Below are 25,318 nucleotides of genomic sequence, written 5' to 3'. Positions count from 1 at the left end.
GCCTATGCTTCCCGCAGAAGAAACGGTTTACATGGACGCGGTGCTGACGCCCAACCGGTCGCTCAGCCGGCAGGGCTTTATCATTGCCATGTCCGCCATCGCCTTCACCTTTTTCATGACCGGGTTGATGTTCTGGTCGATAGGGGCCGGGCCAATCCTGGGCTTCATGGGGCTGGACATTGCCGCGATCTGGCTGGCCTTCCACATTTCCTACAAGCGCCAGCGGGAAGAAACCCGCGTAACGGTCACCGCGCGCGCCATCCACCTGCACCACAAGGACGCCAAAGGCCGGGAAAAGCACGCCGAACTGCCCTCCGCCTTTGCCAGGGTGGAGCTGGACGAACCCGCCGGGCCAACGAGCTGGCTGCGAATCGAGCATGGCAAAACCGCCTGGATCATCGGCCGCTTCCTGACCCCGCCAGAGCGGAGTTCCTTCGCAAAAGCCCTCCGCCAGGCCCTGCTGGCCGCCCGCGCCGAGCGCCATACTGCGTGAAACTCAAAAAAATGACGCAAGCGTCATGGTTTTTTCAAAAAGCCTGTGTTAAAACTTCCCCAGCGACGCGATACGCCCCGCCAAGAGGGTGGGTTTCCTGGAGGATTGAATATGGCCGCCGACACCGTTTCTTTCGTCAATCACCCGGCGCTTCAGCGCCCGAAGGTGACGGAGCGCGAACCGCTCCACCCGCACAATTACCGCTTTGGCGCCGAGATCCCGCCTGCTTCGGAGATTGATCTGGCGACCCTCGATCTGATCGATGGCGAGCTGTGGCGCCAGGGCAAATACTGGGACCGGTTTGAGCGCCTGCGCAATGAAGACCCGGTGCATTACTGCCCGGACAGCTTCCCCGGCCCGTTCTGGTCGATCACCCGCTATGAAGACGTGATGGCGATCGACACCGATCACAAACGCTTCTCCTCCAGCTGGGAATATGGCGGCATCACGCTGGGCGAGCCGATCAGCGATTTCGAAATGCCGATGTTCATCGCCATGGACGAGCCGCGCCATTCCGAACAGCGCAAGACCGTGCAGCCGGCTGTCGCGCCGGACATGCTGAAAGTCTACGAACCCCTGATCCGCTCGCGCACGCAGGGCCTGCTCGACAGCCTGCCCGTCAACGAGCCCTTCGACTGGGTGGACAAGGTTTCGGTCGAGCTGACGACGATGATGCTGGCCACGCTGTTCGACTATCCGTTCGAGCGCCGCCGTGACCTGACCCATTGGTCGGATGTGGCCACCGGCATGCACAATCCCGACATCTGCCCCGGCGGTGAGGAGGAGTGGAAGGCGACCATGATGAACTGTCTGATGACGTTCATGGGCATTTTCCAGGAGCGCCAGCAACAGCCGCAGAAAGCCGACCTGATGAGCCTGCTCGCCCATGGCGAGAAGACCAAGGACATGACGCCGATGGAACTGCTCGGCAACGTCATCCTGCTGATCGTGGGCGGCAACGACACGACCCGCAACTCGATGACGGCGTCGGTCTATGCGCTCAACAAGTTCCCGAAAGAGTATGAGAAGCTGAAGGCCGATCCGTCGATCATTCCGAACATGGTTTCGGAGACGATCCGCTGGCAGACGCCGCTCGCCTACATGCGCCGCACCGCGCTGGAAGACGTCGAGATGCACGGCAAGACCATCAAGAAGGGCGACCAGGTTGCCATGTGGTATGCCTCGGCCAACCGGGATGAGCGTTTCTGGGACAAGCCGAACGAGTTTATCGCGGATCGCCCCGAAGCCCGCCGCCACATCTCCTTCGGCTTCGGCATCCATCGCTGCGTCGGCAACCGCCTGGCCGAACTCCAGCTGCGCATCCTCTGGGAAGAGATCATGGAGCGGTTCGAGCATGTTGAAGTGCTGGCCGAACCCTCGCTCAACCAGAACGCCTTTGTGAAGGGCTATACCTGGATGCCGGTCGTGCTTCACCCGAAGTAAGGCTTGGCGACCGCCACGGCACCTGATTAGACCTCCTGTCAGATCTGACAGGAGGTTTTTTTCATGGACGTTACCCAAGCCGTCGAGCAGCGGATTTCAACGCGCGGGTTTCTGCCCGATCCCCTGCCGCTGGAAGAAGTCAAAGCCTGGCTGACGACCGGCCAGCGCGCGCCTTCGGGCGGCAATACCCAGCCCTGGCGCGTTATCGTGGTGACCGGCGCGGAGAAGGACAAGGTGATCGAGATTGCGCAGGCGAAGCTCGCCGCCAATCCGGCGGGCGAGCCGACCGACCGGCCGATCTATCCCAAGGGCCTGTGGGAGCCGCATGAAGCCCGCCGCCGCCGCGTGGGCGAGATGCTGTATGAAGCGCTTGAAATCCCGCGCGAGGACAAGGCCGGGCGCCTGCGCTGGTTTGCCAATAATTTCCGCTTCTTCGGCGCGCCGGTGGCTGTGTTTCTCGTCATCGACGAGCGGATGGGCCATGGCCAGTGGGGACATGCGGGGATGTATCTGCAGACCCTCGCCCTGCTGGCCGAGGAACGCGGCTGGGGCACCTGTTTCCAGGAATGCTGGGGCATCCTGCGGCCCACGCTGAAGGAACATTTCGGTCTTGGCCCGACGGAGATGGTCTGGTGCGGGGTTGCCGTCGGCAAGCCGGACCCGAACGAAAAGGCCAACACGCTGCGCGCCGAGCGCGCGCCGCTGGAGGAAATCGCCGAGTTCCGCGGCTTCTAGCCTCAAGGCTGCCCAAATCCTGCCGCAAGGGCGCGGTTTGATCCGTATCATGATCACGCGCCGCGCCCTTCTGGCCACGGGCCTTGCCCTACCCTTCCTGCCTTCGATGGGCTTTGCCACACCGGCGCCGCCCCGGACGGCGCCCGAATGGACGGCGAGACTGCTGCGCGCCGCCCGCACCCAGATCGGCGTGACGACCGGATATGACCCTGCCTATGTGACGCTGGATTATCCCGGCGGAGACGTGTCCCGCGAGACCGGCGTGTGTACGGATGTTGTCATCCGCGCCTATCGCGACGCGTTCGATATGGACCTGCAGCAGCTGGTCCATCTGGACATGAAAGCGAACTTTTCCAGCTATCCCAAGACATGGGGCCTTTCCCGCGCCGACCGGAACATCGACCATCGCCGCGTGCCCAATCTTGAGCGCTATTTTACGCGGCAGGGCCTGAAACGCGAGGCGCCGGGGCGGCGGGAAGACTGGCAGGCCGGTGATCTGGTGACGATGCGCCTTGGCGGGCGCCTGCCCCATATCGCGATCTTCTCAGGGTATGATCCGCTGACGGAGCGCGCCCTCTATATTCACAATATTGGCGGCGGCACACGCGAGGAAGAAATCCGCACGGATTATGACAGCCCGATGCGGTTTCGGTTTCCGCCCCCTGACGCCTGAACCGGAGCGCTATTCCCCGAAAGTCCAGGTCTTAAAGTTAAGGCGCAGGGACCTTTGCGTTCTGACGGCAACCGCGCCTGCAAACCCGTCTGCCGGATGAAAGGCGGAAAGTTGCCAGGCCTGGGTGTCCTCATCTTTCCAGTCAGCCGAAACCAGGCGCGGCACTTCTGGCCGGGAGATGTCGATGGTGAAGCTTCGTCCGGAGACGGAAAGCCCGGTGCCGAGCGCCTTGAGGACCGCCTCCTTAGCCGTCCAGTAGCGATAGAAAGCCCGCGCGCGAGCGCCTCCTGTCTCTGCCTCCAGCGCCGCGATTTCAGGCTTTGAGAACACCATGCCGGCGACCCCCTCGGGCAGCGCCTTGATCTCCTCAACATCGACACCGACAACGGCTTCGCTGACAGCAAAGGCCGCGAGAGAGTCGCTATGGCTGAGATTGAACGAGAACGGACTATCTGCGCCCGCCAGTTCAGGCCGGCCATGAGGACCAAGCACAAAGACGGGTGCCTGCGGCGAGACGCCCAGCACCGACGCAAGAATGCCCCGCATGCCTGCCCGCGCGGCAATCCAGCGGCGCTGGAGCTGCGGCGTAATAAAGGCGCTGGCGCGCTTGCGCTCCTCTTCGGTCAGCCAGGCAGAAAGCCTGACCGCCAAAGCCTCATCAATATCGAGATTCCAGGTCCACACATCGACAGGCAGGTCACCGCAGGCCGTCACAGAAAGGTTCCTTTCAGGCCTGCGCTACTCGTCGTCGCGCCAGGTATCCATGGGCTGCTGCGGCACGCGCGTTTCCTTGCGCAGGCGCATCACGGCCGCCTTGATGTCTGCGCCGTCGAACTCATCGACCTCTGCCTGCGTGCGCTCTGGCGCGCGCGTATAGGCGAACACGCTGACGGCGCCATCTTCTTCAAACTCGTCTTCTTCGGAAGCCTCAGGCACAGAGGAAGAAACACCCTCCGCTGGCGGAGCATTGCTGTCCGCTTCATCCTCTTCCGTCACATAGTCCGTGACGAAGGATTCGGTGTCTGCCAGTTCACCCAGATCATTGATGAGCACATCATCTTCGGTCAGCGCTTCTTCGTCCGGCATCTGGAAGCCGGAGGGGATGACGTCCGAGAGCAGGCCTTCGGCTTCAAGGTCTGCCTTGCCGGGCAGCGTGTCGAGGCTTTCAAGGCCGAAATGCTCAAGGAACTTGTCGGTCGTGCCATAGCAGATCGGCAGGCCAGGCGTTTTGCGGCGCCCGCGCGTGCGTACCCAGCCGGTTTCCAGCAGCGTGTCGATCACGGTCTTGGCAACGGCCACACCGCGGACCGCTTCAATTTCAGCACGGGTGACCGGCTGGCCATAGGCGATGATGGCAAGGGTTTCCATCGCCGCCTGGCCGAGCTTTTTCTGAACCTGGCGTTCCTCCACGAACAGCCAGGAAAGATCCTGCGCCGTCTGGAAGCGCCATTTGCCAGCCACCTCGACCAGGTTCACGCCGCGCTTGGCATACATGCCGCGCAGCGTCATCAGCACCTCGCCGGCCTCAATGCCCTGCGGCAGCACCTGCGCCACCTGCTCTGCCGAGAGCGGCTGGCCAGCGGCAAACAGCACGGCTTCCGCCCGGCGCACGCCTTCGGCGAGGCGTTCTTCGCGGGTGCCTTCAAAGGCAGGCGTCGTCAGGCCAGGAAACTCTGCCTGCGGATCATCCATACCTTGATTATGCACGATGTCATCGGTCATCGCGGCCACCTCACGCTGTCGCCTTGGCCAGCTCCGGCGGGCGGGCAGCGACGCGGCGCATATAGATCGGCGCGAAATGGGTGTCCTGGCGCAGGTCCACTTCCCCGTCGCGCGTCAGCTCCAGCGCAGCAGAGAAGACGCTGGCAGTCACGGAGCGTTCGGGCACTTCGGGGTTGATGTCGGTCATCGCGGTGCGGATGTCGGCGAGGCTTGCCCACTGGTCGAGCTGTTCGCGCAGGCCGCGCAGCGTGGTGCGCGCCTGTTCCAGGGGCAGAACCAGCTGTTGCTCGATCCGGTGGGGGCGTTCCTTCTCGCGGCGGTCCCGGATGGTGCCGAGCGCCGTGGAGAGATCATAGAGCGAGGCGGTGTATTCGGTGTGCTTCACAACCTTGGGCTGCTCGGTTTCGCCACGCAGGAACACGACGCGGTCGAGCACCGGGCCAGCCTCAAGCTCGCGCACAGCCTGACGCATCGCGTCGAGGCGTTTCAGACGGAAGGCAAGGCGCGCGGCCATTTCCTCGCCGGTGGGTTCGTCTTCTTCGAGCGCTTCAGGCTTTGGCAGCAGCAGGCGCGACTTCATGAAGGCAAGCCAGGAGGCCATCAGCAGATAGTCTGCCGCAATGTCGATCCGCTTGGTGCGCGCATCCTCGACAAAAGCGAGATACTGCTCGGCGAGGCGCAGCATGGAAATCTGCAGCAGGTTCACCTTCTGGCGGCGGGCGAGTTCCAGCAGCAGGTGGAGCGGGCCTTCATAGCCGCCGATCTCGACATTGAAGATGTTGACGCCTTCGGCGTCTTCGGCCCCGGCAGACAGGGCATCAATGGAGATCGTGTCGCTGCTCATGCCATGGCTCCCGGCGGGGGGATCAGCTCATGGAACCGCTTCCAGGCAGGCGCGGGCTCGAAAGGCTGGGCCTTGCTGGCGATGGCGTCCGCAGCTGCGGCGCGGATAGCGGCCTTACCGGAAAGATGCGGCGCCGCTTTGGCCACTTCGGTCATCTCGGCGAGTATGGCGTCAGCCTCCTTCAGGAAGCCGGAACAATGCAGCAGCACATCGCAGCCCGCTGCGATGGAGGCGTCTGCGCGCTCGGTCAGGGTCCCGCCCAATGCCTTCATCCCCAGATCATCCGTCATCAGGAGGCCATCAAAGCCGATTCGGCCGCGGATGATGTCCTGAATCATGATCTTCGAGACGGTAGCGGCCTTGCCGGGATCGTAGGCTTCATAGGCGATATGCGCCGTCATCGCCATTGGCGCATCGGCGACGCGGGCGAAAGCGTCGAAATCCTTGGCGAGTTCGTTCTGGCCGGCGGCGACGCGGGGGAGTTCCAGATGGCTGTCGGCGACGGACCGGCCATGGCCGGGAATGTGCTTGATGACGCCGGCAACGCCGCCAGCCGTGAGGCCATCAAGGGCGGCGCGGGCGAGATCTGCGGCCTGTTCAGGCTCAGTGCCGAAGGCGCGGTCGCCGATCACATCATGCGCGCCGGGAACCGGCAGGTCGACGACCGGGGAGCAATCGGCATGGATCGACAGGGCCGCCAGTTCCGAAGCGATCAGCCGGTGGCCGAGCCAGGTGGCTTCGCGGCCGAGGGCCTGGTCCTGCTGATACAGCGCCGCATAATCGGCCCCGCGCGGAAAGAACGGCCATTCGGGCGCCTTCAGGCGGGCAACGCGGCCGCCTTCCTGGTCGATGAAGATCAGCGTTTCGCGGCCTGTGGAATTCCAGATATCGGCCACCAGCCTGCGCACCTGCATTCGCGACACGCAGGAGCGGCCCATCAGGATCACGCCCCAGGGGTTCTCAGCCGCAAAGAGCGCAGCTTCGCCGGGGGTCAGCTCCGGACCCGATACGCTGAGAATGCAGGCTTTCACCGATTTATCCCGTCACCACGATGCAGTTCGCCCCGGTTTCCTTGATCGCCTCGCAGAAGGCGACCGCTTCCGAGCGTTCGGCGAAGGCGCCAACGCGGAGGCGGTAGAAAACGCCTTCAGAGCCGAGGTCTGCCCGCTGAATGCGCTTTGAAGCACCATGATACAGCTCAGGCGCCGAGGAGGTCACGCGCCGCCATGCAGTTTCGGCTGCTTCTTCCGAGCGCAGGGCGGCGATCTGAACCAGGAAAGCGCCCGATTCGGTGAAGGTGAAGCGCGCCTGCGAGGAGAGCGGCGCGATGGGCTCTGGCGGCTTGATCGAAACGGCGGAAATCGGTTGCTTGGCCTCAGATCCGGGCAAAGGCAGATCCGTGACCGGCAGAGGCTGGGGGGCGGGCGCGGTGGTGACAGTCTCTTCTGTCAGGGTGTCTGCAGGCACCGGACGCAGATCTGCCGGTGGGCCGCCCGCAAGGGCGCCAGCCGCAGGCGTGGTGGCAGAGGCGAGTTTCATATCGGCTTCGGAGCGCTGGGATGCGTCCATGGCGTCGTAGAACTGCTTGTCGGTGTACTTCACAGGCTTGCCGCCGGGGTCTGCGGGCAGCTGCTTGAAGGGCTGGGCCTCGGCAATCACGCTGGGCAGGCCATCGGTGGCGGGGCGCACGCCCTGACGGTAGGTGTTCCAGACCACGCCGCCGAAGATCAGCAGCACGCCGATTGCGAGCGTCAGAATCAGGGGCCCACGCGCGGCTTCGTCCTCGCGCACGTCAAAGCCGCGATAGTCGTCTTCAAACGGGTTTTCACGGCCTGCCATGTCCGATCGGCTCATGGGAGAACTCCTTGGAATCATTCGCGTAGGTTAATTTTTAAGGGAGCTTCCTTAACGAGCGTTGAAGAGAGCCCCCTAACCCGGTGGAAATGCCCTTTCCGGCTGCCCAAACCCGCTAGGTAAGCGCGCTCGTATCAAACAGGCGGCGATACTCCTCCAGGGCGTAGGTGTCGGTCATTCCGGCCATGTAGTCACACACGATGCGCGCGCGGCGGGCGCCTTCTTCCTTGATGGCAAGGCCATTCCAGGGCGGCGGCAGGGTTTGCGGCTCGTTCCGGAACACCTCGAACAGGTCCGCCAGCACGCGTTTGGCCTTCGAGCGCATCCGGTTGACACGGTAATGCTTGTACATGCGGGAATAGAGGAACGTCCGCAGGGCCCGCTGGGGGCCTTCGAGCGCCTCGGAGAAGCCGATCAGCGGCTCGCCCAGGGCCCGCACTTCGGCAGCAGACTGGGGCTTCAGCCGTTTCACGCGGGCGCGGGTCTCGCCCACAAGATCGTTGATCCACAGGCCGATGAGCCGGCGGACGGCTTCATAGGTCACCATCCGGTCGTCCAGATCGCGGTATTCCATGCGGACACCGCGAAAAACGTCTCCAACTACAGGGAGTTGCAGGAGATCATCGACAGTGAAGAGACCCGCAGCGATGCCGTCGTCGATGTCGTGGTTATTGTAGGCGATGTCGTCTGACAGGGCGGCGACCTGGGCTTCGGGGCCGGCAAACTGGTCGAGTTCAAGCTCTTCGAGGGGGGCGAAGTCGCGGAAGGCGATGGGAAGCGCCGTGACCGGGGTGTCCGGGCCTGTCAGCGGACCGTTATGCTTGACGAGGCCTTCGAGGGTTTCCCAGGTCAAATTGAGCCCACTAAACAGGGGATAGCGGCGCTCCAGACGCGTCACGATGCGCAGGGACTGGGCATTGTGATCGAAGCCTTCATAGGGCTCCATGCAGGCGTCGAGCTGGTCTTCTCCCGCATGGCCGAAGGGCGGATGGCCGAGATCATGGCTGAGAGCGAGGGTTTCGGCGAGGTCTTCATCGAGCCCCAGCGTACGCGCGATTGTCCGGGAAATCTGAGCCACTTCAAGGGAGTGGGTCAGGCGCGTGCGGAAATGATCGCCCTCATGGGCGACGAAAACCTGGGTCTTCTGCTTCAGCCGGCGGAAGGCCGTGGAGTGGATAATCCGGTCCCTGTCCCGCTGGAACGGGGTGCGGGTGGCGGAAGGCGCCTCCTCGAAGAAGCGGCCCCGGCTGTCTTCGTGACGTGTTGCGTAAGGGGCTCTCTTTTCCATCAAGGAATTCGTCCTTATGTTAGGCTCATGACCGAGACCGTTGCCCCGGATGTGACACTGACTGCGTCTGCTGCGAAGCGGATTAACGCGATTCTCGCCAAACAGGACGGCGCGGCCTTCCTGCGCGTGTCTGTGGAAGGGGGCGGATGTTCCGGCTTCTCCTACAAGTTTGACTTCGCGCCTGCTGCAAATACTGACGATCTGGTGATCGAACGCGACGGGGCAAGGGTGCTGATCGACGAGATGAGCCTGGAATTCCTGCGGGGCTCGGAGATCGACTTTTCCACAGAGCTGATCGGCGCAGCGTTCAAGATCAGGAACCCGAACGCGACCGCCGCCTGTGGCTGCGGGACCAGTTTTTCGGTCTGAAAAAGCTCTAAAAAACTCCAACGGAACCTCCAACGGCGGGGGCAAAAACTCCAACGCGGTTGGAGTTTTTTCTGTGTCAGGCGCGGTCAGAAGCTGGACAGTTTTTGGACAAATCCGGACAGTTTCGGACATATCGGGTCAGCTTGCGGACAAACCTGGACGTGGCCCGGCCCTCACCTCCCATTGCTTCGCAATGGGCCCCCCCCCCTCTCCCGCGAAGTGGGAGAGGAGGGGCCCGCGCTCAAAGAGCGTGGGAGGTGAGGGTCTTGCCGCTGGGGGATGGCTTAGTCCCGGTGAGTGACTGCGCTAGGCTCGCCCCAACCAAATGAGGGGAAACACCATGTCCGCGCCGACACCATTCAAAGTCCATATTCCAGATGCAAAGCTCGCCGAGATACGGGCGGGGGTGGCGCGGTATAAATGGTTCCCTGCCCCGGCCAATGAGCAGGGCTTTGCCTATGGCATGTCGACGCCGGTGATGCAGGACATCCAGCGCTACTGGCTGGACCAGTATGACTGGCGGGCGGCCGAAGCGGAGCTGAACCGGTGGCCGCAATTCATCGCCGAGGTGGACGGGCTGCCGATCCATTTCGTGCATGTGGTGGGCGAGGCGAAGGGCAAGCGCCCGCTGCTGATTACCCATGGCTGGCCGGGCAGCATCTATGAGTTCTGGCAGGCGATCGGGCCGCTCGCCTACCCTTCCGAGCACGGAGGGAAGGCGGAGGACGCGTTTGACCTGATCATCCCGTCCCTGCCCGGCTATGGCTTTTCCGGCAAGCCTGCCTCGCCAATCGGCCAGCGGGCGACGGCGGCGATGTGGGACAAGCTGATGCGGGAGGTGCTGGGCTATCCCACCTACCTCGCGCAGGGCGGGGATTGGGGTTCGATGGTCACGTCCTGGATTGGCAAGAACCATGGCGCGCAGGATGGCAAGGGCGGCGCGAAGGCGATCCATCTCAACATGATGGGCTTCCGGCCGACCCCGGCGGTTCCTCAGACGGCGGAGGAAACCCAGTGGCTACAGCATTCACAGATGATGATGCAGATGGAGGGCGCCTACCTGATGCAGCAGGCGACCAAGCCGCAGACGCTGGCGATGGCGCTGATGGATTCGCCGATGGGCACGGCGGCGTGGATTCTGGAGAAGTTTCACGGCTGGAGCGACCTCAGCCAGCGCGGCCTCTTTGAGGTTTACACGCGCGACCAGCTGCTGACGAATGTGATGATTTACCTTGTGAACGACGCGATTGCGACGAGCGTATGGTATTACAATGCCCTCTTCCAGGAAGGCGGCAATGGCCTGCCCGAGGGCGAGCGCTGCGAAACGCCGACGGCCTTTGCGAGCTATCCGGGGGAGCGCTATATCGTGGCCCCGCCGAGAAGCTGGGCCGAGCGGGCGTATAATATTGTTCGGTGGACGGACATGCCGCACGGCGGGCATTTCGCGGCGATGGAAGCGCCGGAGGTGTATGTGGAGGATGTGCGGGCGTGGGCGCGGGATGTGGGGTGAACTTGTGCTCTCGCATACCTTTCCTTCGTCACGCTCGATGGCCGAAGGCCATCTGAGCGCCCAGCTTCTGACTTTACCGATTGGACCTGCGGAGGGGGCTGGCGATGGGCCCTCAGACGGGCTGCGCCCGTCGAGGGTGACGTGTGCGGAGGGTTTTGGGTGATTATCTGAGGGGTGTAGAGGCCCTCACCTCCCATTGCTTTGCAATGGGCCCCTCCTCTCCCGCAAGTGGGAGAGGGGTTTAGGCGCGCAGATCCCGGCCCATGTTCTGGAGGACGGCGTTGGCGAATTTCGCGTCGCCCTCCTCGAAGAAGTCGTGGGCGAGGGAGACGTATTCGTCGAGGATCACTGCGTCGGAGAGTTCCGGGTGGGCGATGAATTCGGCCGCGCCGGCGCGCAGCAGTGCGCGCATGGTGGCGTCGAGGCGGGTGAGTTTCCAGCCCTCGGCAAGGCGCGCGAGAATGGCGGTGTCGATCTTCGCCTGATGTTCGACCACGGCGTTGACGATGGATTTGAAAAGGTCGGGGTCTGCCTCTTCGACGGGCAGGCCGTCCGGGCCGATGCCCAGACGGTCTTCCATGAAGTCGCGGATCGTGGCGCGGGCGGATTTCTCCGTCTGCTCCATTTCGTAAAGTGCCTGAACCGCCGCAAGACGCGCGCCGGCCCGGCGCGCGCGAGTGACATCGAAGGGCAATTTCTGGGTCATCAGCCGATCAGCTCTTTGCGGAACTTGATCATGGCAAGGCAGGCATTGGCCGCTTCCGCGCCCTTGTTCTTGCGCTTGCGATCTGCCCGGGCGAGCGCCTGGGCTTCGTTTTCGACCGTGAGGATGCCATAGCCGATGGCCTGGCGGCGCTGGACGATGAGGTCCATCAGGCCGCGCGCGCTCTCGCCGCAGACATAGTCATAATGGCTGGTTTCGCCGCGAATGACGCAGCCGAGCGCCACGGCGCCGTCAAACCGGCCGGAATCGGCCGACATGGCGATCAGGCCGGGGATTTCAAAAGCGCCAGGCACTTCCATGACGGTGACTTTCGCGCCGGCAGCTTCCAGCACTTCCATCGCGCCGGCTTCCAGCTCGTCACTGATATGCTTGTAATAGCGCGAAATCGCGATGAGGACGCGGTCGGCCATCAGGTGTTCTCCTCGTTCAGGCGGCGCCAGCCCTCTATTGTCAGACCGTATCCGTCAAGCCCTGCTAGGCGGGTGGGCTGCGTATCGGACAGGTAAACCATGCGCCGGACGCCGAGTTCGCGCAGGATCTGGGCCCCGATGCCGTACTCTCTGAGAGGTGCGGACGGATCACGCGGGGCGGCGGATTTCAGGCCGAGACGCTCTGCAAGCGAGCCCGGCTGCATTGTGTTGACGAAGACGACGACGCCCGGATTGGGATCGCTCGCGATCAGGCGCATGGCGCGGGAGACAAGGCCCGAACGGGGGCCCTTCTCGCCGAGAATGTCGGCCAGGATGTCCGTGCGGTGGACGCGGACGAGGGTGGTGGCATCCGGCTTGATGTCGCCATGGACGATGGCGATATGCTCGGAATTGTCCAGCGTGTTGCGGAAACAGACCGTGCGGAAGCCGCTGCCATAATCGGATTCCAGCGGGGCCTCGATGCGGCGCTCCAGGAAACGGTCGTTCTGGCGGCGCCAGGCGATCAGGTCGGCGATGGTGCCGATCTTGAGATTGTGCAGCTGGGCGAAGGCGATCAGCTCCGGCAGGCGGGCCATGGTGCCGTCATCATTCATGATCTCGCAGATGACGCCGGCGGGAAAGAGGCCGGCCATGCGGGAGATGTCGACAGCGGCTTCCGTGTGGCCGGCGCGGACGAGCGTGCCGCCTTCCTTGGCGATCAGCGGGAAGATGTGGCCGGGGGTGACGATGTCGTCATGATCCTTGGTCGGATCAATGGCAACGGCAATCGTCCGGGCACGGTCATGTGCGGAGATGCCGGTGGTGACGCCCTCTTTCGCCTCGATGGAGACGGTGAAGGCCGTGCCCATGCTTTCGCGGTTGTTGCGGGTCATCATGTCGAGGCTGAGCGTGTGGGCGCGCTCCTGCGTCATGGCGAGACAGATGAGGCCCCGGCCATGCTTGGCCATGAAGTTGACCGCCTCCGGCGTGGCGAAGGTGGCCGGAATGATGAGGTCGCCCTCATTCTCGCGGTCTTCGGCATCCACCAGGATGAACATGCGCCCATTGCGGGCGTCTTCGATGATTTCCTCAATCGAGGAGATGGCGGCGGTGAACTCGCTGCTCATTATTCAGCTCCCTTGGGGCGCATCTGCGCCGATCATGCGGGCCACATAGCGCGCAAGCATATCAATTTCGAGATTTACCTTCGTGCCGGGCTTGAGGGCGCTGAGGGTGGTGACGTCCCAGGTGTGCGGGATGATGGCGACCTGAAAGTCTCCATTCGGAAGGGCGGCGGCCACGGTGAGCGACACGCCATCGATGGCGGCAGAACCCTTGGTGGCGAAATAGCGCGCAATGCTGGCCGGCGGGCGGATGGTGACACGGAAAGACTGACCTTCCGGCTCGACCGAGACGATCTCGCCGACGCCGTCCACATGGCCGAACACGAAATGGCCGCCGAGTTCCTCGCCGAGCTTGAGGCTCTGTTCGAGATTGACGCGGGTGCCTTCCTGCCAGCCGCCGAGGATGGTTTTCGACAGGGTTTCGGGCACCGCCTCAACCGCAAACCAGGCGCCGCGCGCGCCCTGCCCCTTGTCCACCACCGTCAGGCAGACGCCGGAATGCAGGATGGAGGCGCCCATGGCGATCTCAGCCAGCGGATAGCCGCTTTCGACTTCAAACCGGGTGAGGCCGTTACGGTGCTCTGCCTTGCGGACAGTGCCGACATCGGTGACGAGGCCAGTAAACATGATTTCTTATCCTGGGGCCTATTGCTCAGAGCGAACATAAGTGTCGAGAACGTCATCCCCAATCCGTTCCGTTGCGACAGGGCGCCAGCGGGTCGCAGATTTGAGATCGGTGAGCCCGAGAGCGCCAAGGGCGGGAAGGCCTTCCCCGCCGATGAGGATGGGGGCGCGGAACCAGGCGATCTCATCGACCAGCCCGGCGCGGATGAAGGTGGCCGCCAGCGTGCTGCCCCCTTCGATGAGGAGGGTGCGCAGGCCTTCAGCCTCGGCACGGCGGACAAATTCCACCGCGTCCATCCGCACGCCCTTGCCGCAGCGCCAGATGTCGATGCCGGGGGGAAGGACGGCATCTGCGGCCTGACCGGAGGTGACGGCGACGACGCGGCCAAGATCGAGCGATTGGGCGAGGCGCGAGGCGGCCGGCAGGCGGCCGCGGGAATCCGCCACGATACGCACCGGCTGGCGCGCCGGCAGAGGCACAGTGCGCGCTGTCAGCAGCGGATCGTCGGCCAGGACGGTGCCGATGCCGACCATGATGGCATCATTTTCGGCGCGCATCTGGTGGCCGCGCGCGCGGGAGGCGCTGGAGGTGATCCACTGGCTGGTGCCATCAGCCAGCGCGATGCGCCCATCCAGCGAGGACGCAATCTTCAGGGTGATGCGGAGGGATTTCATTTTCCGGGCGCGCCGTCTTCGTCTTCATCGTCGAGGGCGGCCTTGTCGATGAACTGGGCGAAGTCGCTGGGGTCTTTGAAGTCGCGGTAAACCGAGGCGAAGCGGACATAGCCGACCGGATCAACGCGCTTGAGCGCTTCCATGGCCAGTTCGCCGACATCGTTGGAGGTGACTTCCTGCTCGCCGGTGCTCTCCAGCTTGCGCAGGATGCCGGAAACCATCTGGTCGATCTGCTCCCGGTCCACCGGGCGTTTGCGCAGGGCGATGGTGATGGAGCGGGCCAGCCGCTCCCGGTCAAACGGCACGCGCTTGCCATCCCGCTTGACCACCATGATCTCGCGCAGCTGCACGCGTTCGAAGGTGGTGAAGCGGGCGCCGCAGCTTTCGCAGACACGGCGGCGGCGCACAGCGGTATCGTCTTCAGCAGCGCGGCTGTCTTTTACGGACGTATTGTCAGAACCGCAGAATGGACACCGCAAAGCCGCTCAGCCCCCCAGACCTTCATAGATGGGGAAGCGCGCGGTCAGCGCCTTCACCTCTTCACGGACCCGGGCTTCGACAGCTTCGCTGTTGCCATTTCCGAGGGCTTCGACGATCTCGCCGATCCAGGTGCCGATCTGGATGAACTCGGCCTCGCGGAAGCCGCGCGTGGTGCCGGCCGGAGAGCCGACCCGGATGCCGGAGGTAACGGTCGGCGGGGCGGGATCGAACGGGATGCCGTTCTTGTTGCAGGTGATGAAGGCGCGCTCGAGGGCGGCTTCGGCATCCTTGCCGGTGACGCCTTTCGGGCGCAGGTCGATCAGGGCGAGGTGGGTGTCGGTGCCGCCGGAGACGACATCGAGGCCAGCGGTGCGGCAGGCAGCCGCCATGGCGCGGGCATTGGAGACGACCTGTTCAGCATAGGCCTGGAATTCCGGCATCAGCGCCTCGCCGAAGGCGACCGCCTTGCCAGCGATGACGTGCATCAGCGGGCCGCCCTGGATGCCGGGGAAGATGGCCGAGTTGATCTTCTTCGCCAACGCCTCGTCATTCGTCAGGATCATGCCGCCGCGCGGGCCACGCAGGGTCTTGTGCGTGGTGGTGGTGGCAATGTGGCAATGGTCGAGCGGATTGGGGTGGGCCCCGCCAGCGACGAGGCCCGCGAAGTGGGCCATGTCGACCAGGAAGATGGCGCCGACATCATCGGCGATCTCACGGAAGCGCTGGAAATCGATCTGGCGGGGATAGGCAGAGCCGCCGGCGATGATCATCTGCGGGCGGTGCGCGCGGGCGAGGCGCTCGACCTCTTCAAAGTCGATCAGGTGGTCATCCGGGCGCACGCCATACTGGACCGCGTTGAACCATTTGCCCGACTGGTTGGGCTTGGCGCCGTGGGTGAGGTGGCCGCCAGCGGCGAGGCTCATGCCGAGGATGGTGTCGCCGGGCTTCAGGACCGCCTGGAAGACGCCCTGATTGGCCTGGCTGCCGGAATTGGGCTGGACGTTGGCAAAGCCGCAATTGAACAGCTTCTTGGCGCGCTCGATCGCCAGTTCCTCGGCGATGTCGACGAATTCGCAGCCGCCATAGTAGCGCTTGCCGGGATAGCCCTCGGCATATTTGTTGGTGAGGATCGAGCCCTGGGCTTCGAGGACGGCGCGGGAGACGATGTTCTCCGAGGCGATCAGCTCGATCTGGTGCTGCTGGCGGGTGGCTTCCTTGCTGATGGCGGCGGCCAGCTCGGGGTCGCGCTCGGCCAGACCGGCCGAGAAGAACCCGCCGGTCAGCGTTTCAGGAACATGCGCCGAATCTGCCATGGGGAGCCTCCTATATGACGGTCTGGGCGCTGTTTACGCCGTGCAGCCGACCGGGGCAACTGCGACTCGAAGTTCTCAAGAGTTTCCACTGGAATAGAAGAATTCTCATCGCTGCGATGAAAAATTTAGCCCGATACTTTACGGACTATCGCGATTATACTTAGACAAGCTAAGAATTGCGAGAATCGCTGCAACGATTACAGGATGGATGGGGTGGGCGAATGACGGATCCGGAAGAGATAGACGCTTTGGAAATGACGGTTGAGATTGTCTCATCGTATGTGGCGAATAATTCTCTGCAGTCGTCACAGCTTCCCGAGCTGATCAGAAGTATTCACGCCACGATTACCAGTCTTTCGTCTCCCGCCCCTGCCCCGGCCGAACAGCTGGAGCCGGCGGTGCCGGTCAACAAGTCGGTGACGGCCGAGTATCTGGTGTGCCTGGAAGACGGCGCGAAGCTGAAGATGCTGAAGCGCTATCTGCGCACGCGCTATGACATGACCCCGGAAGAATACCGCGCCAAATGGGGCCTGCCGGTCGATTATCCGATGGTGGCGCCCAATTATGCCAAGCTTCGGTCGAAGCATGCCAAGCAGATTGGGCTCGGCAAAAAACGCTGACCTGACAAGCAAATGGCCCGGCAGAACCGGGCCATCCTGATACATTTGCCGGTCAGTGCGTGGACAAATCCGGACAGTTTCGGACACATCCGGACAGCCGGCGGACTCAAGCGGCCTTGTCGAGCCCCAGCTGTTTCCACACGGCGAGGATAGCCGCGACCAGCTCGTCCATCATCACTTCGTCATGCACCGGGCTCGGCGTGAAGCGCAGGCGCTCGGTGCCGCGCGGCACGGTGGGGTAGTTGATCGGCTGCACGTAGATGCCGAAGTCGAACAGCAGCGTGTCGGAGAGGGCCTTGCAGCGCTCCGGGTCACCGACCAGCAGCGGGACGATGTGGGAGGGCGAGTCCATGACCGGCAGCCCCGCATCGCGGAACTTCTGCTTCAGTTCGAGTGCCTTGGCCTGGTGCACGGCGCGCAGGCGGCGGCCCTCATCGGTGCGCAGCTTGCGGATGCTGGCCAGGGCGCCGGCCGCCATCACCGGGCAGGTAGAGGTGCTGAAGATGAAGCCGGAGGCCATCGAGCGAATGGCATCGATCACGGTGGCGTGGCTGGCGATATAGCCGCCCATCACGCCATAGCCCTTGGCCAGCGTGCCTTCGATGATGTCGATCCGGTCGCCAAGGCCGAGCATTTCGGCGACACCGGCGCCCTGCTGGCCATAGAGGCCAACGGCGTGGACTTCGTCCAGATAGGTCAGGGCGTTGAATTCCTCGGCGAGGTCGCAGATCTCCTGCATCCGGCCGAAATCCCCATCCATCGAATAGACGCTCTCGAAGGCGATGAGCTTGGGACGGCCGGCGTCGTCATTCTCGAGCAGGGCGCGCAGATGGTCCACATCATTGTGGCGGAACACGCGGTATTCGGCGCCCGAGCGGCGGATGCCCTCGATCATCGAGGCGTGGTTCAGCTGATCGGAATAGATGATCAGGTTGGGCAGGATCTTGCCGAGCGTCGACAGGGTCGCGTCATTCGAGACATAGCCCGAAGTGAACAGCAACGCGGCTTCCTTGCCGTGCAGGTCTGCCAGCTCACGCTCCAGATCGACGTGGAAGCGGGTGGTGCCGGAGATGTTGCGCGTGCCGCCCGAGCCGGCGCCGAAGCTGTCGATGGCTTCGTGCATCGAATTGATGACATCGTCATCCTGGCCCATGCCGAGATAGTCGTTCGAGCACCAGATGGTGACCTCACGCTCGCCCGCCTCGAACCGCGCGGTGGCCTTGGGGAACCGGCCCTTGTGACGGTGCAGGTCGATGAAGACCCGGTAGCGTCCTTCACTGTGGATGGCGCCAAGGGCGTCTTCAAAGGCTTTGAGGTGCTTCATGGCGCTCTGAACTCTCTACGACTTACCATGCTTAACTTGCGTAACCGGACGCTTAATCCGGCAACCCATGTAGTCTAATCAGGGAAAATACCTATGCGGCATAACCGGGCAGATCCCGGTCCAGCTTGCGCAGCAGGGCTGGCCAGACGAGTTTCTCCGTAAGGGTGGACATGCCGGTGCTGTGCTCGGTCATGCCGCCCTGCCCGGCGACCTTCTGCTGGAGGCCGCCATCGCATTCCAGAACGCCGTTGCGGCCAGCCGAAAGCGCCATGATCTGCATGTTGCAGGCGCGTTCCAGGAAGAACATGCGGGTGAAGGTGATGGCCGCGGTGGCGCCGCAGGTCAGCGTGCCGTGATTGCGCAGGATCATCGAATGCTTCTTCGGCCCAAGGTCGCGCACCAGGCGCTCGCGCTCGTCCAGGTCGAGGGCGATGCCTTCATAGTCATGATAAGCGACATCTTCGCGCACCACCATGGCGGTCTGGCTGAGCGGGAGGAGACCTTCCTTCTGAGCCGACACGGCGACGCCCTGATCGGTGTGGACGTGCATGACGACATGCGCGTCTTCACGGGCGGCATGGATGGCCGAGTGGATGGTGAAGCCGGCCGGATTGATCATCGCGTCGGTTTCCTGAACGATGTTGCCGTCCAGATCGACCTTCACCAGCGAGGAAGCCGTGATTTCCTCGAAGAAATAGCCGTAGGGATTGATCAGGAAATGGTGTTCCGGGCCGGGGACGCGATGGGAAATGTGGGTGAAGATCATGTCGTCCCAGCCGTAAAGCGCGGTGAGACGGTAAAGCGCGGCGAGGTCTACGCGCGCCTTCCATTCGGCTTCACTGACGGAGTTGCGGATATCAATCTTGCCTGCGCCATCGGCCATCGTGGTCTTCTCCCTGGATGCGTGTCTTTGCGTGCTTATAGACGATTGTGTGCGTTTCCGGAGCCGAAAGTAAACGAGTTTGGGCATCAGCGCCAGATTCAGATGACGCCGGCGTCACGTTTTGCCGCAAGGGAAGCCCTGCGCAGGACATAGCCAGCCCGCCTTGACGGGTGGGGCAAAACATTCCCACATGCCGCCGCATGACATCGCTGCGTATCGCTTTTTATGCTTCAAAACGGCCGGAGGCGCAGCAGGTGCTGCCGCTTCTGCGCGAGAAATACGGCCATTATTCCGAGGAAGAGGCCGAAGTGATCGTCGCCCTCGGCGGGGATGGCGCAATGCTGGATACGCTGCGGCGGCGCTTCAATGATGGCAAGGCCGTCTATGGGATGCATCTGGGCACGGTTGGCTTCCTGATGAATGACTACCGCGCGGACGGCCTGATCGAGCGGATCGAGGCGGCCGAGCGGGCGACGCTCTCCCCGCTGCGGATGGCGGCCACTGATCTTGACGGAAAGATCCACCGGGCGATGGCGATCAATGAAGTGTCGCTGCTGCGCCAGACGGCGCAATCGGCGCGGTTGAAGATCGTCGTCGACGGGCGGGTGCGGATGGAAGAACTCGTCTGTGACGGGCTGATGGTGGCGACGCCGGCCGGATCGACCGCCTATAACCTTTCCGCGCATGGGCCGATCCTGCCGATCGGGGCAAAGCTGCTGGCGCTGACGCCGGTGAGCGCCTTCCGGCCCCGGCGCTGGCGCGGGGCACTCCTGAAGGCCGAAGCCAAGGTGGACATCGAAGTGATCCATCCGGACCGCCGCCCGGTCTCTGCCTCCGCCGACAATGAGGAGGTGCGCAATATTGCCAGGGTGACGGTGGAAACCGATCCGGCAAGGACGCTGAAAGTGCTGTTTGACCCCGGCCATGCGCTGGACGAGCGCATTTTGCGGGAACAGTTTGCTTTCTGAGGCAATTTCAACGCCTTGCGTCAGGCTAATGTTAAATTTTGTTGGTTAATCACGGTCCTTCAGAAACGAGGGTTGAGTGATGCTGGGCAAGTTCCTCAAGAAACTGGATACCGCCAAGTTTAACCGCAAACCGGCGCAGGCCGTTGCCGCGCCCGACATTTCCCGCGTGATCCGCCCGGCCTCTGCCCCGGCGCCGGCCCCCGAAGCGCCCCACGCCGCAGACATCGCCCCGCCGGAGCCGGTATTCGTGGCCGATCCGCAGGAGATGGTGAGCCAGGCGGAAGAGGCCCTCGACGCCCTGACCGAAGAATTTGAAGGCTGGATGCGCAACGATCTGGAAAAGATGCGCGATGCCTGGCGCGTGGCCCAGAAGCCCGAAGCCGATGCCGACGACTACCGCACGCTGTATACCTGCGCCCACAATATTCGCGGCGCGGCGACCTCTTATGGCTACCCCGCCGTCTCGCGCCTGTGCGGATCGCTGTGTGAACTGCTGAGCGGCACGCGCCCCGGCGAGAACAGCGCGCTGATCAACCTGCACATCGAGGCGTGCCGCGCCGCCGTGGCCGCCGGCCCGCAGGGCGAGGGCTCAGAATCGGTGGCCGATGCCGTGTGCGAAGCCCTTGAGCGCCGCGTGGCCCTCAAGACCGGCAATGCAGGCTAGAGCCTAAACCTTCACATTCGAGAGCAGCTCGACGGTCTGGCCGTAGCCGGCCTCCTCGGGAATGAAGAGGCAGGGAGCGCCCGTTTCCGTCTTGCCGGGGCGCGGCAGCACCGTGATCACGGGCTCTGCTGCAAACCGCTGACGGGCATCTTCCAGCGACGCGGCGCGCGAGAGCTTCACCAGGTTCATCCGTGTGGGGAAGATGATGGTCGCCTGCCCGGCCTTTTCCTGCTCCAGCGCCTCGCTCGCCGACAGCCAGACGGCATCGGTTGTCTCGCGGCCATCATGGGCGGCGATCTGGCCGCTGGGCGCCGGGGCGACATAGAAATGTGTGTCGAAGCGTTTGGGCATCATCACCGGCGTGATCCAGTGGCCGAAATGGATGAGCCGGTCGAGCGCCAGGGTGAGATCGTGTTCGCGCACGAGATCGAGGAACGGGATTTCGCCGCGGTCTACGGCGGCGCGGTGGGGCGCGAGGGTGTCGGCGATGTCAGCGCCCACCAGCGGCGCCCCTGGCCCGCGCGCCTTGCGGTGGCGCGCCAGAAGGATGCCGGATTCCTCATAGGCCTCGCGGATGGCGGCGATGCGGGCGTCCTGCTGGACCGGGCCGTAATCGCCGTCCGTATACGCGTCCCAGCCTGGATCGGTGTCGCTGGCGGCAGCTTTTCCGCCCGGAAAGACCAGCGCGCCGGCGGCAAAGTCGATCTCGTAATGGCGCTTCACCATCAGCACTTCTGGCGTGCTAATACCTTCTCGCAAAAGAAGAATTGTCGCTGACAGGCGGGCGTCCGGCGGGGTCTGGGCGGTCATCTGGTGTCTCTTTGTGTCCAATTTCCGGCAAATTTGCCGGGTCTCTTCCGCGTGATGTTCAGCTTGCTCCGTTAGGGAAGGCAATAGCCATAAACTGTTTCGGAGACGCCCGCGTGACTTCCCTCAATATCCATGCCGCCTCACCCCGCCTTGAGCAGAACCGCGTCCGCTTCCTGCCGGTCGTGCATCTGCTGGCGGGCGACAGCCTGGGCATGGCGGCCGAAGAGACCGTGGAGTTTGAGGAACGCGTCAGCTTTGGACCGGCCACCGTGGCGGCCGAAACCGACCCGGCCAAATGGCTGGCCGACCGGCTGGTGCGTGTGGCGTCTGCCGCCTGCGCCGATGGCGCGATGGCGCGGCCGATCCTGGTGCCTGCCCCGATGGCGGCGCTGGCGAATGTAAATACGGCGGTCGCCTGTGACGCGGCGGTGCGGCGCACGACGATGTGCCAGCAGGAATTCTGCCTGATGTTTTCAGATGCGACCTTTGCGGCGGACGCTGCCGACAGCACGAGCCGCGTGGCGCGCCTGCGCAAGGCGGGCTTCCGCGTCGGCATCGACATGCGCCGCTCCTGGCATTGCGCGCTCAGCGAGGGCTTGCGCCTGCTGATCGATACGATCCGTGTAGACGCAGATGCGCTGGAAACCTCCGAAGACCTGCAGGAGATCGTGATGATCGCGCGCGAATGCGGCATCCTGGTGGTGGCCGACAATGCGAGCTGGCGGGATGGCGACTTCCTGGAAGAGACCGGGGTTGCCGGGGCGATTGCTCCGAGGACGGACGCTTAAGCCCCGTCTGTGCCTGTGCCTGTGCCGCCAGCCTCTTCGCGCGCGGCCATTTCCGAATAGAAATCGAGCTTGTCGAGCAGATAGTCGAGGTCATCCTTCGGGATTGCCTGGAACTGAGTGAGCACGCGCTCGATCATCCGGGCACGGAACCTTGCGCGGTCGTTCGGGCCGCCGTCATGTTCCGTTTCGTGATAGACATTGACCGCCGCCTTGAACGCCGCGAGCATCTTGCGCGGGAGCCCCGCATGATCGAACACGGCCTGAAGGCCAAGCGGGCCGGCATCATGGATCATCAGCCAGACGCGCTGGTGGGCGACGCCCGACAGCTCTGACAGGGCATGTTCCACAAACGGCATCTGGCCGCAGCAGAGGGCGCGCATGATCAGCGAATGGGTGAGCCGGCCGTTGAGGTTCAGCTGCGAGACGAAGCGTGGCAGGTCATGCGAGCGGCCCGCCTGCTCTACCAGATCGATCGTCGCACGCTCGCGGGCGCTGGCAGCCAGATCGATGGCCAGCTGGGCGGGAAGTTCGTGGCGGTTGACCAGCATGTCGAACAGGCTGCCGGAGACCAGCGAGACCATCTTCTCGGCGATGTGGACGGGGATGAAGTCGCGGCGGATCAGGCCCGCCTGAATGATTTCGTCAGACCCGAAGCGCGCCAGCGCGTCGGTATAGGCCTTGTCGCTCCATTCGGCGGTCTGGTTTTCGGCGAGGGCACGCACCGCTTCGACCGCGCCGTGTTCGGAGATGACTTCGGAGACCGTGATCGACAGCCCGTCACGCCCGGCAATGGCAGCCTGCTTGGCCGCGGTGACCGACAGGACGAGTTCGACGAGGTCTTCCTCGGTGAAGACGGGCGACTCTTCGAGGATCGGGATGGCGACCGCTTCGATGTCCCGCGCCAGTTTCAGCGCGATCTCACGCGGCAGGATCGGCGAGGACCGCAGGGTGATGGCCAGCGTGCGGCGGACAAGGTCTGCGGCATCGGCGGCCAGGATCTTGATGATTTCCTGAGCGTACTGCTTCTCGGTATCGCTGAGCACGTCCAGGCCAATGCGGCGGCACAGCCGATGGGCGACCGAGGCACGCTGCTCGGGCGACTCGCCTTTCATCAGCCGGTGGATGTCCTGCTGGGTGAGTTGAGGGCGGAGGCTCTGGACGCTCATAGGTTAATGGAATCCCGGTCAAAATATACCGGCAACCTCTCCGAAGCCGGTTAACAGCCGTTTACCAAAATGACCGGACTGAAAGAACCCCGCGTAAAACAAAACCGGCCGGTCTTTCGACCGGCCGGCTTGGAATGCCTTGTAAGGAAAAGGATTACTCTTCGTCTTCCTTGAACAGTTCCTCGCGGGTGACTGTCTTATCCTCAACTTTTGCCGTCTCGAGAATGTGGTCGACGACCTTATCCTCATAGATCGGGGCGCGCAGCTGGGCCATGGCGCCGGGATTCTTCTGGAAGAACTGGACCACTTCCCGCTCCTGGCCAGGATACTGGCGGGCTTCGCGGATGAGGGCCTGGTTCACTTCCGCCTCGGAGATGCGCACGTCTGCCAGACGGCCGACTTCTGCCAGCACGAGGCCAAGGCGCACGCGGCGCTCGGCGATCTTGCGGTATTCGGCCTTGAGCTCGTCTTCCGGCTTCGCCTTCTCCTCGTCGGAGACGCGGCCAGCATCCATTTCACGCTGCAGCTGTTGCCAGATCTGGTCGAATTCCATGTTCACCATGCCGGGCGGCAGGTCGAAATCATGGGCGGCGTCGAGCTTGTCGAGCAGGTTGCGCTTGGCCTTCGAGCGCGAGGCGGCGTTGTGCTCGTTCTGCAGCTGGTCTTTGACCAGGCCGCGCAGCTGTTCGAGGCTTTCAAGGCCGAGGCCTTTAGCGAACTCGTCGTCGATTTCCGGAGTCTGCGGGGCGCGGACTTCGTGGACCTTGGTTTCAAACACGGCCGCTTTGCCGGCGAGGTCTGCGGACGGGTAGTCTTCCGGGAAGGAGACGTTCAGCTCCTTCTCGTCGCCGGCCTTGACGCCGAAGAGTTGCTCTTCGAAGCCGGGGATGAAGCGGTTGGAGCCGAGAACAACGGCCTGCTGCTCAGCGGTGCCGCCATCAAAGGCCACGCCGTCGATCTTGCCGACGAAATCCACGATCACGGCGTCGCCGTCCTGGGAGACTTCACCTTCCGGGCGGGCTTCGAACTTGGTGTTCTGCTCGGCGATGCGCTTGAGCGCTTCGTCAATCTGCTCGTCAGCGATCTCGGCAACCGGCCGCTCGATGGTGAGGGTGGAGACGTCCACCGGGGTGAATTCCGGCATCACGTCAACGTGCATGTTGTAGGACAGGTCGGCCTGGCCGGTGACAACTTTCTCGATGTCAGCTTCCATCTCGACATTCGGCTGGCCAGCGGGGCGCAGCGAATTTTCCTCGAGGGCCTTCTGGTTGGTTTCGTTGACCAGCTTGTCGATCACTTCGCCCATGAGGTCGCGGCCATACATCTGGCGCACATGGGATGCGGGCACCTTGCCAGGGCGGAAGCCCTTGAGGCGCATTTGCGGGCGCACTTCCTCGATGCGGGCATCGAGTTTCGCCTGCAGCTCGCTGACCGGCACCTTGACCGCAAAGGTGCGGCTAAGACCTTCTGCCTTGGTCTGTGTCACTTCCATGGGACATTCTTCCGTCTATTGGGCGGCGCGGCGCACGCCAGAATGCGCGCCCGGAGCCTGCTGATCCTGCCTGAAGCGGCGGCTTATGTCACAGGCACAAGGCCCTGTCCACGCCAGCTTCACCGGATATGCAGTGCCTGATTATGACGCCGGGGAAGGCGCCCCGAAGGCCGATGCTGCCGCATTCGGGAGCAGGTGAACCGGATTTCTGCGGCGAATGCTTAATCCCCTGCTCCGGCTGGCACATTAATTGCTGTAACAGTCGCGGATTACCGTTGCCTTCGGGGACCAAGAGGCAGCGGGCGAATACCGAGAGGGTGGA

Annotated in this window: 28 protein-coding genes; 10 read left to right on the top strand and 18 right to left on the bottom strand. The window is 63.4% G+C overall.

Annotated features, from left to right (window positions below):
* Positions 1–4 precede the first annotated feature (4 nt).
* From C0456_RS00350 to C0456_RS00335, 4 genes are all read left to right on the top strand, one after another.
* Positions 5–493, top strand: a complete 489-nt coding sequence (locus tag C0456_RS00350; RefSeq protein WP_291047269.1) for a DUF2244 domain-containing protein — start codon at positions 5–7, stop codon at positions 491–493.
* A 111-nt stretch (positions 494–604) separates the two neighbouring features.
* Positions 605–1,936, top strand: coding sequence for a cytochrome P450 (locus C0456_RS00345; RefSeq protein ID WP_291047267.1), 1,332 nt, complete (start codon positions 605–607; stop codon positions 1,934–1,936).
* A 63-nt stretch (positions 1,937–1,999) separates the two neighbouring features.
* Positions 2,000–2,671, top strand: a complete 672-nt coding sequence (locus C0456_RS00340) for a nitroreductase (protein ID WP_291047266.1) — start codon at positions 2,000–2,002, stop codon at positions 2,669–2,671.
* Positions 2,672–2,720: 49 nt separating this feature from the next.
* Entirely contained in the window at positions 2,721–3,344 is a 624-nt protein-coding gene (locus C0456_RS00335) for a DUF1287 domain-containing protein (RefSeq protein ID WP_291047264.1), read from the top strand.
* A 9-nt stretch (positions 3,345–3,353) separates the two neighbouring features.
* Here the strand turns inward: C0456_RS00335 and C0456_RS00330 are convergent, their stop codons facing one another.
* The 6 genes from C0456_RS00330 to C0456_RS00305 all read right to left on the bottom strand — a co-directional run bounded on the left by C0456_RS00330 (position 3,354) and on the right by C0456_RS00305 (position 9,052).
* Entirely contained in the window at positions 3,354–4,058 is a 705-nt protein-coding gene (locus tag C0456_RS00330) for a 4'-phosphopantetheinyl transferase superfamily protein (protein ID WP_291047263.1), read from the bottom strand.
* A gap of 24 nt (positions 4,059–4,082) precedes the next feature.
* The gene (scpB, locus tag C0456_RS00325) at positions 4,083–5,066 is read right to left on the bottom strand and encodes an SMC-Scp complex subunit ScpB (RefSeq protein ID WP_291047260.1); all 984 of its coding nucleotides are present in this window, start codon (positions 5,064–5,066) and stop codon (positions 4,083–4,085) included.
* 10 nt (positions 5,067–5,076) lie between these two features.
* A complete protein-coding gene (locus tag C0456_RS00320) occupies positions 5,077–5,910 on the bottom strand; it encodes a ScpA family protein (RefSeq protein ID WP_291047259.1) in 834 nt (277 codons plus the stop codon).
* Positions 5,907–6,941, bottom strand: a complete 1,035-nt coding sequence (gene nagZ, locus C0456_RS00315; RefSeq protein ID WP_291047257.1) for a beta-N-acetylhexosaminidase — start codon at positions 6,939–6,941, stop codon at positions 5,907–5,909. Before nagZ ends, C0456_RS00320 begins: the two co-directional genes overlap by 4 nt.
* Positions 6,942–6,945: 4 nt before the next feature.
* A complete protein-coding gene (locus C0456_RS00310; RefSeq protein WP_291047255.1) occupies positions 6,946–7,764 on the bottom strand; it encodes an SPOR domain-containing protein in 819 nt (272 codons plus the stop codon).
* 115 nt (positions 7,765–7,879) lie between these two features.
* Positions 7,880–9,052, bottom strand: coding sequence for a deoxyguanosinetriphosphate triphosphohydrolase (locus tag C0456_RS00305; protein ID WP_291047253.1), 1,173 nt, complete (start codon positions 9,050–9,052; stop codon positions 7,880–7,882).
* A 27-nt stretch (positions 9,053–9,079) separates the two neighbouring features.
* Between C0456_RS00305 and erpA the strand changes: the two genes are divergently transcribed.
* Complete coding sequence (erpA, locus tag C0456_RS00300; protein WP_291047251.1) at positions 9,080–9,421, top strand: iron-sulfur cluster insertion protein ErpA; 342 nt, start codon at positions 9,080–9,082, stop codon at positions 9,419–9,421.
* Positions 9,422–9,761: 340 nt separating this feature from the next.
* Positions 9,762–10,931, top strand: coding sequence for an epoxide hydrolase family protein (locus C0456_RS00295; protein WP_291047249.1), 1,170 nt, complete (start codon positions 9,762–9,764; stop codon positions 10,929–10,931).
* A 241-nt stretch (positions 10,932–11,172) separates the two neighbouring features.
* Here the strand turns inward: C0456_RS00295 and nusB are convergent, their stop codons facing one another.
* Genes nusB through glyA form a run of 7 tightly spaced genes read right to left on the bottom strand, consistent with a single transcriptional unit; the run spans position 11,173 to position 16,281 of the window.
* Positions 11,173–11,637, bottom strand: a complete 465-nt coding sequence (gene nusB, locus C0456_RS00290; protein WP_291047247.1) for a transcription antitermination factor NusB — start codon at positions 11,635–11,637, stop codon at positions 11,173–11,175.
* Positions 11,637–12,065 (bottom strand): 6,7-dimethyl-8-ribityllumazine synthase, encoded by a 429-nt coding sequence (gene ribH / locus C0456_RS00285; RefSeq protein ID WP_291047246.1) that lies wholly within the window; start codon positions 12,063–12,065, stop codon positions 11,637–11,639. The genes nusB and ribH overlap by 1 nt, the downstream gene beginning before the upstream one ends.
* Positions 12,065–13,192: a 3,4-dihydroxy-2-butanone-4-phosphate synthase gene (gene ribB / locus C0456_RS00280; RefSeq protein ID WP_291047244.1), complete on the bottom strand. Its 1,128-nt coding sequence runs from the start codon at positions 13,190–13,192 to the stop codon at positions 12,065–12,067. The genes ribH and ribB overlap by 1 nt, the downstream gene beginning before the upstream one ends.
* A gap of 3 nt (positions 13,193–13,195) precedes the next feature.
* The gene (locus tag C0456_RS00275) at positions 13,196–13,816 is read right to left on the bottom strand and encodes a riboflavin synthase (protein WP_291047242.1); all 621 of its coding nucleotides are present in this window, start codon (positions 13,814–13,816) and stop codon (positions 13,196–13,198) included.
* 18 nt (positions 13,817–13,834) lie between these two features.
* Positions 13,835–14,488 carry a RibD family protein gene (locus tag C0456_RS00270; RefSeq protein ID WP_291047241.1) on the bottom strand — a complete coding sequence of 218 codons (654 nt, stop codon included), beginning with the start codon at positions 14,486–14,488 and terminating at the stop codon, positions 13,835–13,837.
* Positions 14,485–14,967 carry a transcriptional regulator NrdR gene (nrdR, locus tag C0456_RS00265; RefSeq protein ID WP_291047240.1) on the bottom strand — a complete coding sequence of 161 codons (483 nt, stop codon included), beginning with the start codon at positions 14,965–14,967 and terminating at the stop codon, positions 14,485–14,487. The genes C0456_RS00270 and nrdR overlap by 4 nt, the downstream gene beginning before the upstream one ends.
* 6 nt (positions 14,968–14,973) lie before the next feature.
* Positions 14,974–16,281, bottom strand: a complete 1,308-nt coding sequence (gene glyA, locus C0456_RS00260) for a serine hydroxymethyltransferase (RefSeq protein ID WP_291047239.1) — start codon at positions 16,279–16,281, stop codon at positions 14,974–14,976.
* Positions 16,282–16,502: 221 nt separating this feature from the next.
* On the opposite strand from glyA, the gene C0456_RS00255 reads away from it, so the two are divergent.
* A complete protein-coding gene (locus C0456_RS00255; protein WP_291047238.1) occupies positions 16,503–16,901 on the top strand; it encodes a MucR family transcriptional regulator in 399 nt (132 codons plus the stop codon).
* 106 nt (positions 16,902–17,007) lie between these two features.
* Here C0456_RS00255 and hemA read toward each other — a convergent pair whose 3' ends face one another.
* Both hemA and C0456_RS00245 read right to left on the bottom strand, forming a co-directional pair.
* Positions 17,008–18,225, bottom strand: coding sequence for a 5-aminolevulinate synthase (hemA, locus tag C0456_RS00250; protein WP_291047237.1), 1,218 nt, complete (start codon positions 18,223–18,225; stop codon positions 17,008–17,010).
* Between the two features lie 91 nt (positions 18,226–18,316).
* Complete coding sequence (locus C0456_RS00245) at positions 18,317–19,108, bottom strand: class II aldolase/adducin family protein (protein WP_291047236.1); 792 nt, start codon at positions 19,106–19,108, stop codon at positions 18,317–18,319.
* Between the two features lie 200 nt (positions 19,109–19,308).
* On the opposite strand from C0456_RS00245, the gene C0456_RS00240 reads away from it, so the two are divergent.
* Complete coding sequence (locus C0456_RS00240; RefSeq protein ID WP_291047233.1) at positions 19,309–20,076, top strand: NAD kinase; 768 nt, start codon at positions 19,309–19,311, stop codon at positions 20,074–20,076.
* 79 nt (positions 20,077–20,155) lie between these two features.
* Positions 20,156–20,740, top strand: coding sequence for an Hpt domain-containing protein (locus tag C0456_RS00235; RefSeq protein ID WP_291047231.1), 585 nt, complete (start codon positions 20,156–20,158; stop codon positions 20,738–20,740).
* Positions 20,741–20,743: 3 nt separating this feature from the next.
* On the opposite strand, the gene C0456_RS00230 is transcribed toward C0456_RS00235, so the two are convergent.
* Positions 20,744–21,550, bottom strand: coding sequence for an NUDIX hydrolase (locus C0456_RS00230; protein WP_291047229.1), 807 nt, complete (start codon positions 21,548–21,550; stop codon positions 20,744–20,746).
* 113 nt (positions 21,551–21,663) lie between these two features.
* On the opposite strand from C0456_RS00230, the gene C0456_RS00225 reads away from it, so the two are divergent.
* On the top strand, positions 21,664–22,338 hold the full coding sequence (locus tag C0456_RS00225) for a hypothetical protein (protein ID WP_291047228.1): 675 nt from the start codon (positions 21,664–21,666) through the stop codon (positions 22,336–22,338).
* Here the strand turns inward: C0456_RS00225 and C0456_RS00220 are convergent.
* Positions 22,335–23,504 (bottom strand): DUF2336 domain-containing protein, encoded by a 1,170-nt coding sequence (locus C0456_RS00220; RefSeq protein ID WP_291047226.1) that lies wholly within the window; start codon positions 23,502–23,504, stop codon positions 22,335–22,337. The genes C0456_RS00225 and C0456_RS00220 overlap by 4 nt on opposite strands.
* A gap of 154 nt (positions 23,505–23,658) precedes the next feature.
* Positions 23,659–24,996: a trigger factor gene (gene tig, locus C0456_RS00215; protein ID WP_291047225.1), complete on the bottom strand. Its 1,338-nt coding sequence runs from the start codon at positions 24,994–24,996 to the stop codon at positions 23,659–23,661.
* Positions 24,997–25,318: the final 322 nt, after the last annotated feature.

Origin of the sequence: Hyphomonas sp. (genome assembly GCF_013823385.1) — a bacterium.
In the GTDB taxonomy this organism is placed as follows: domain Bacteria; phylum Pseudomonadota; class Alphaproteobacteria; order Caulobacterales; family Hyphomonadaceae; genus Hyphomonas.
The sequence above is the reverse complement of the archived record's forward strand: the minus strand, read 5'-3'. Positions and strand labels throughout refer to the sequence as shown.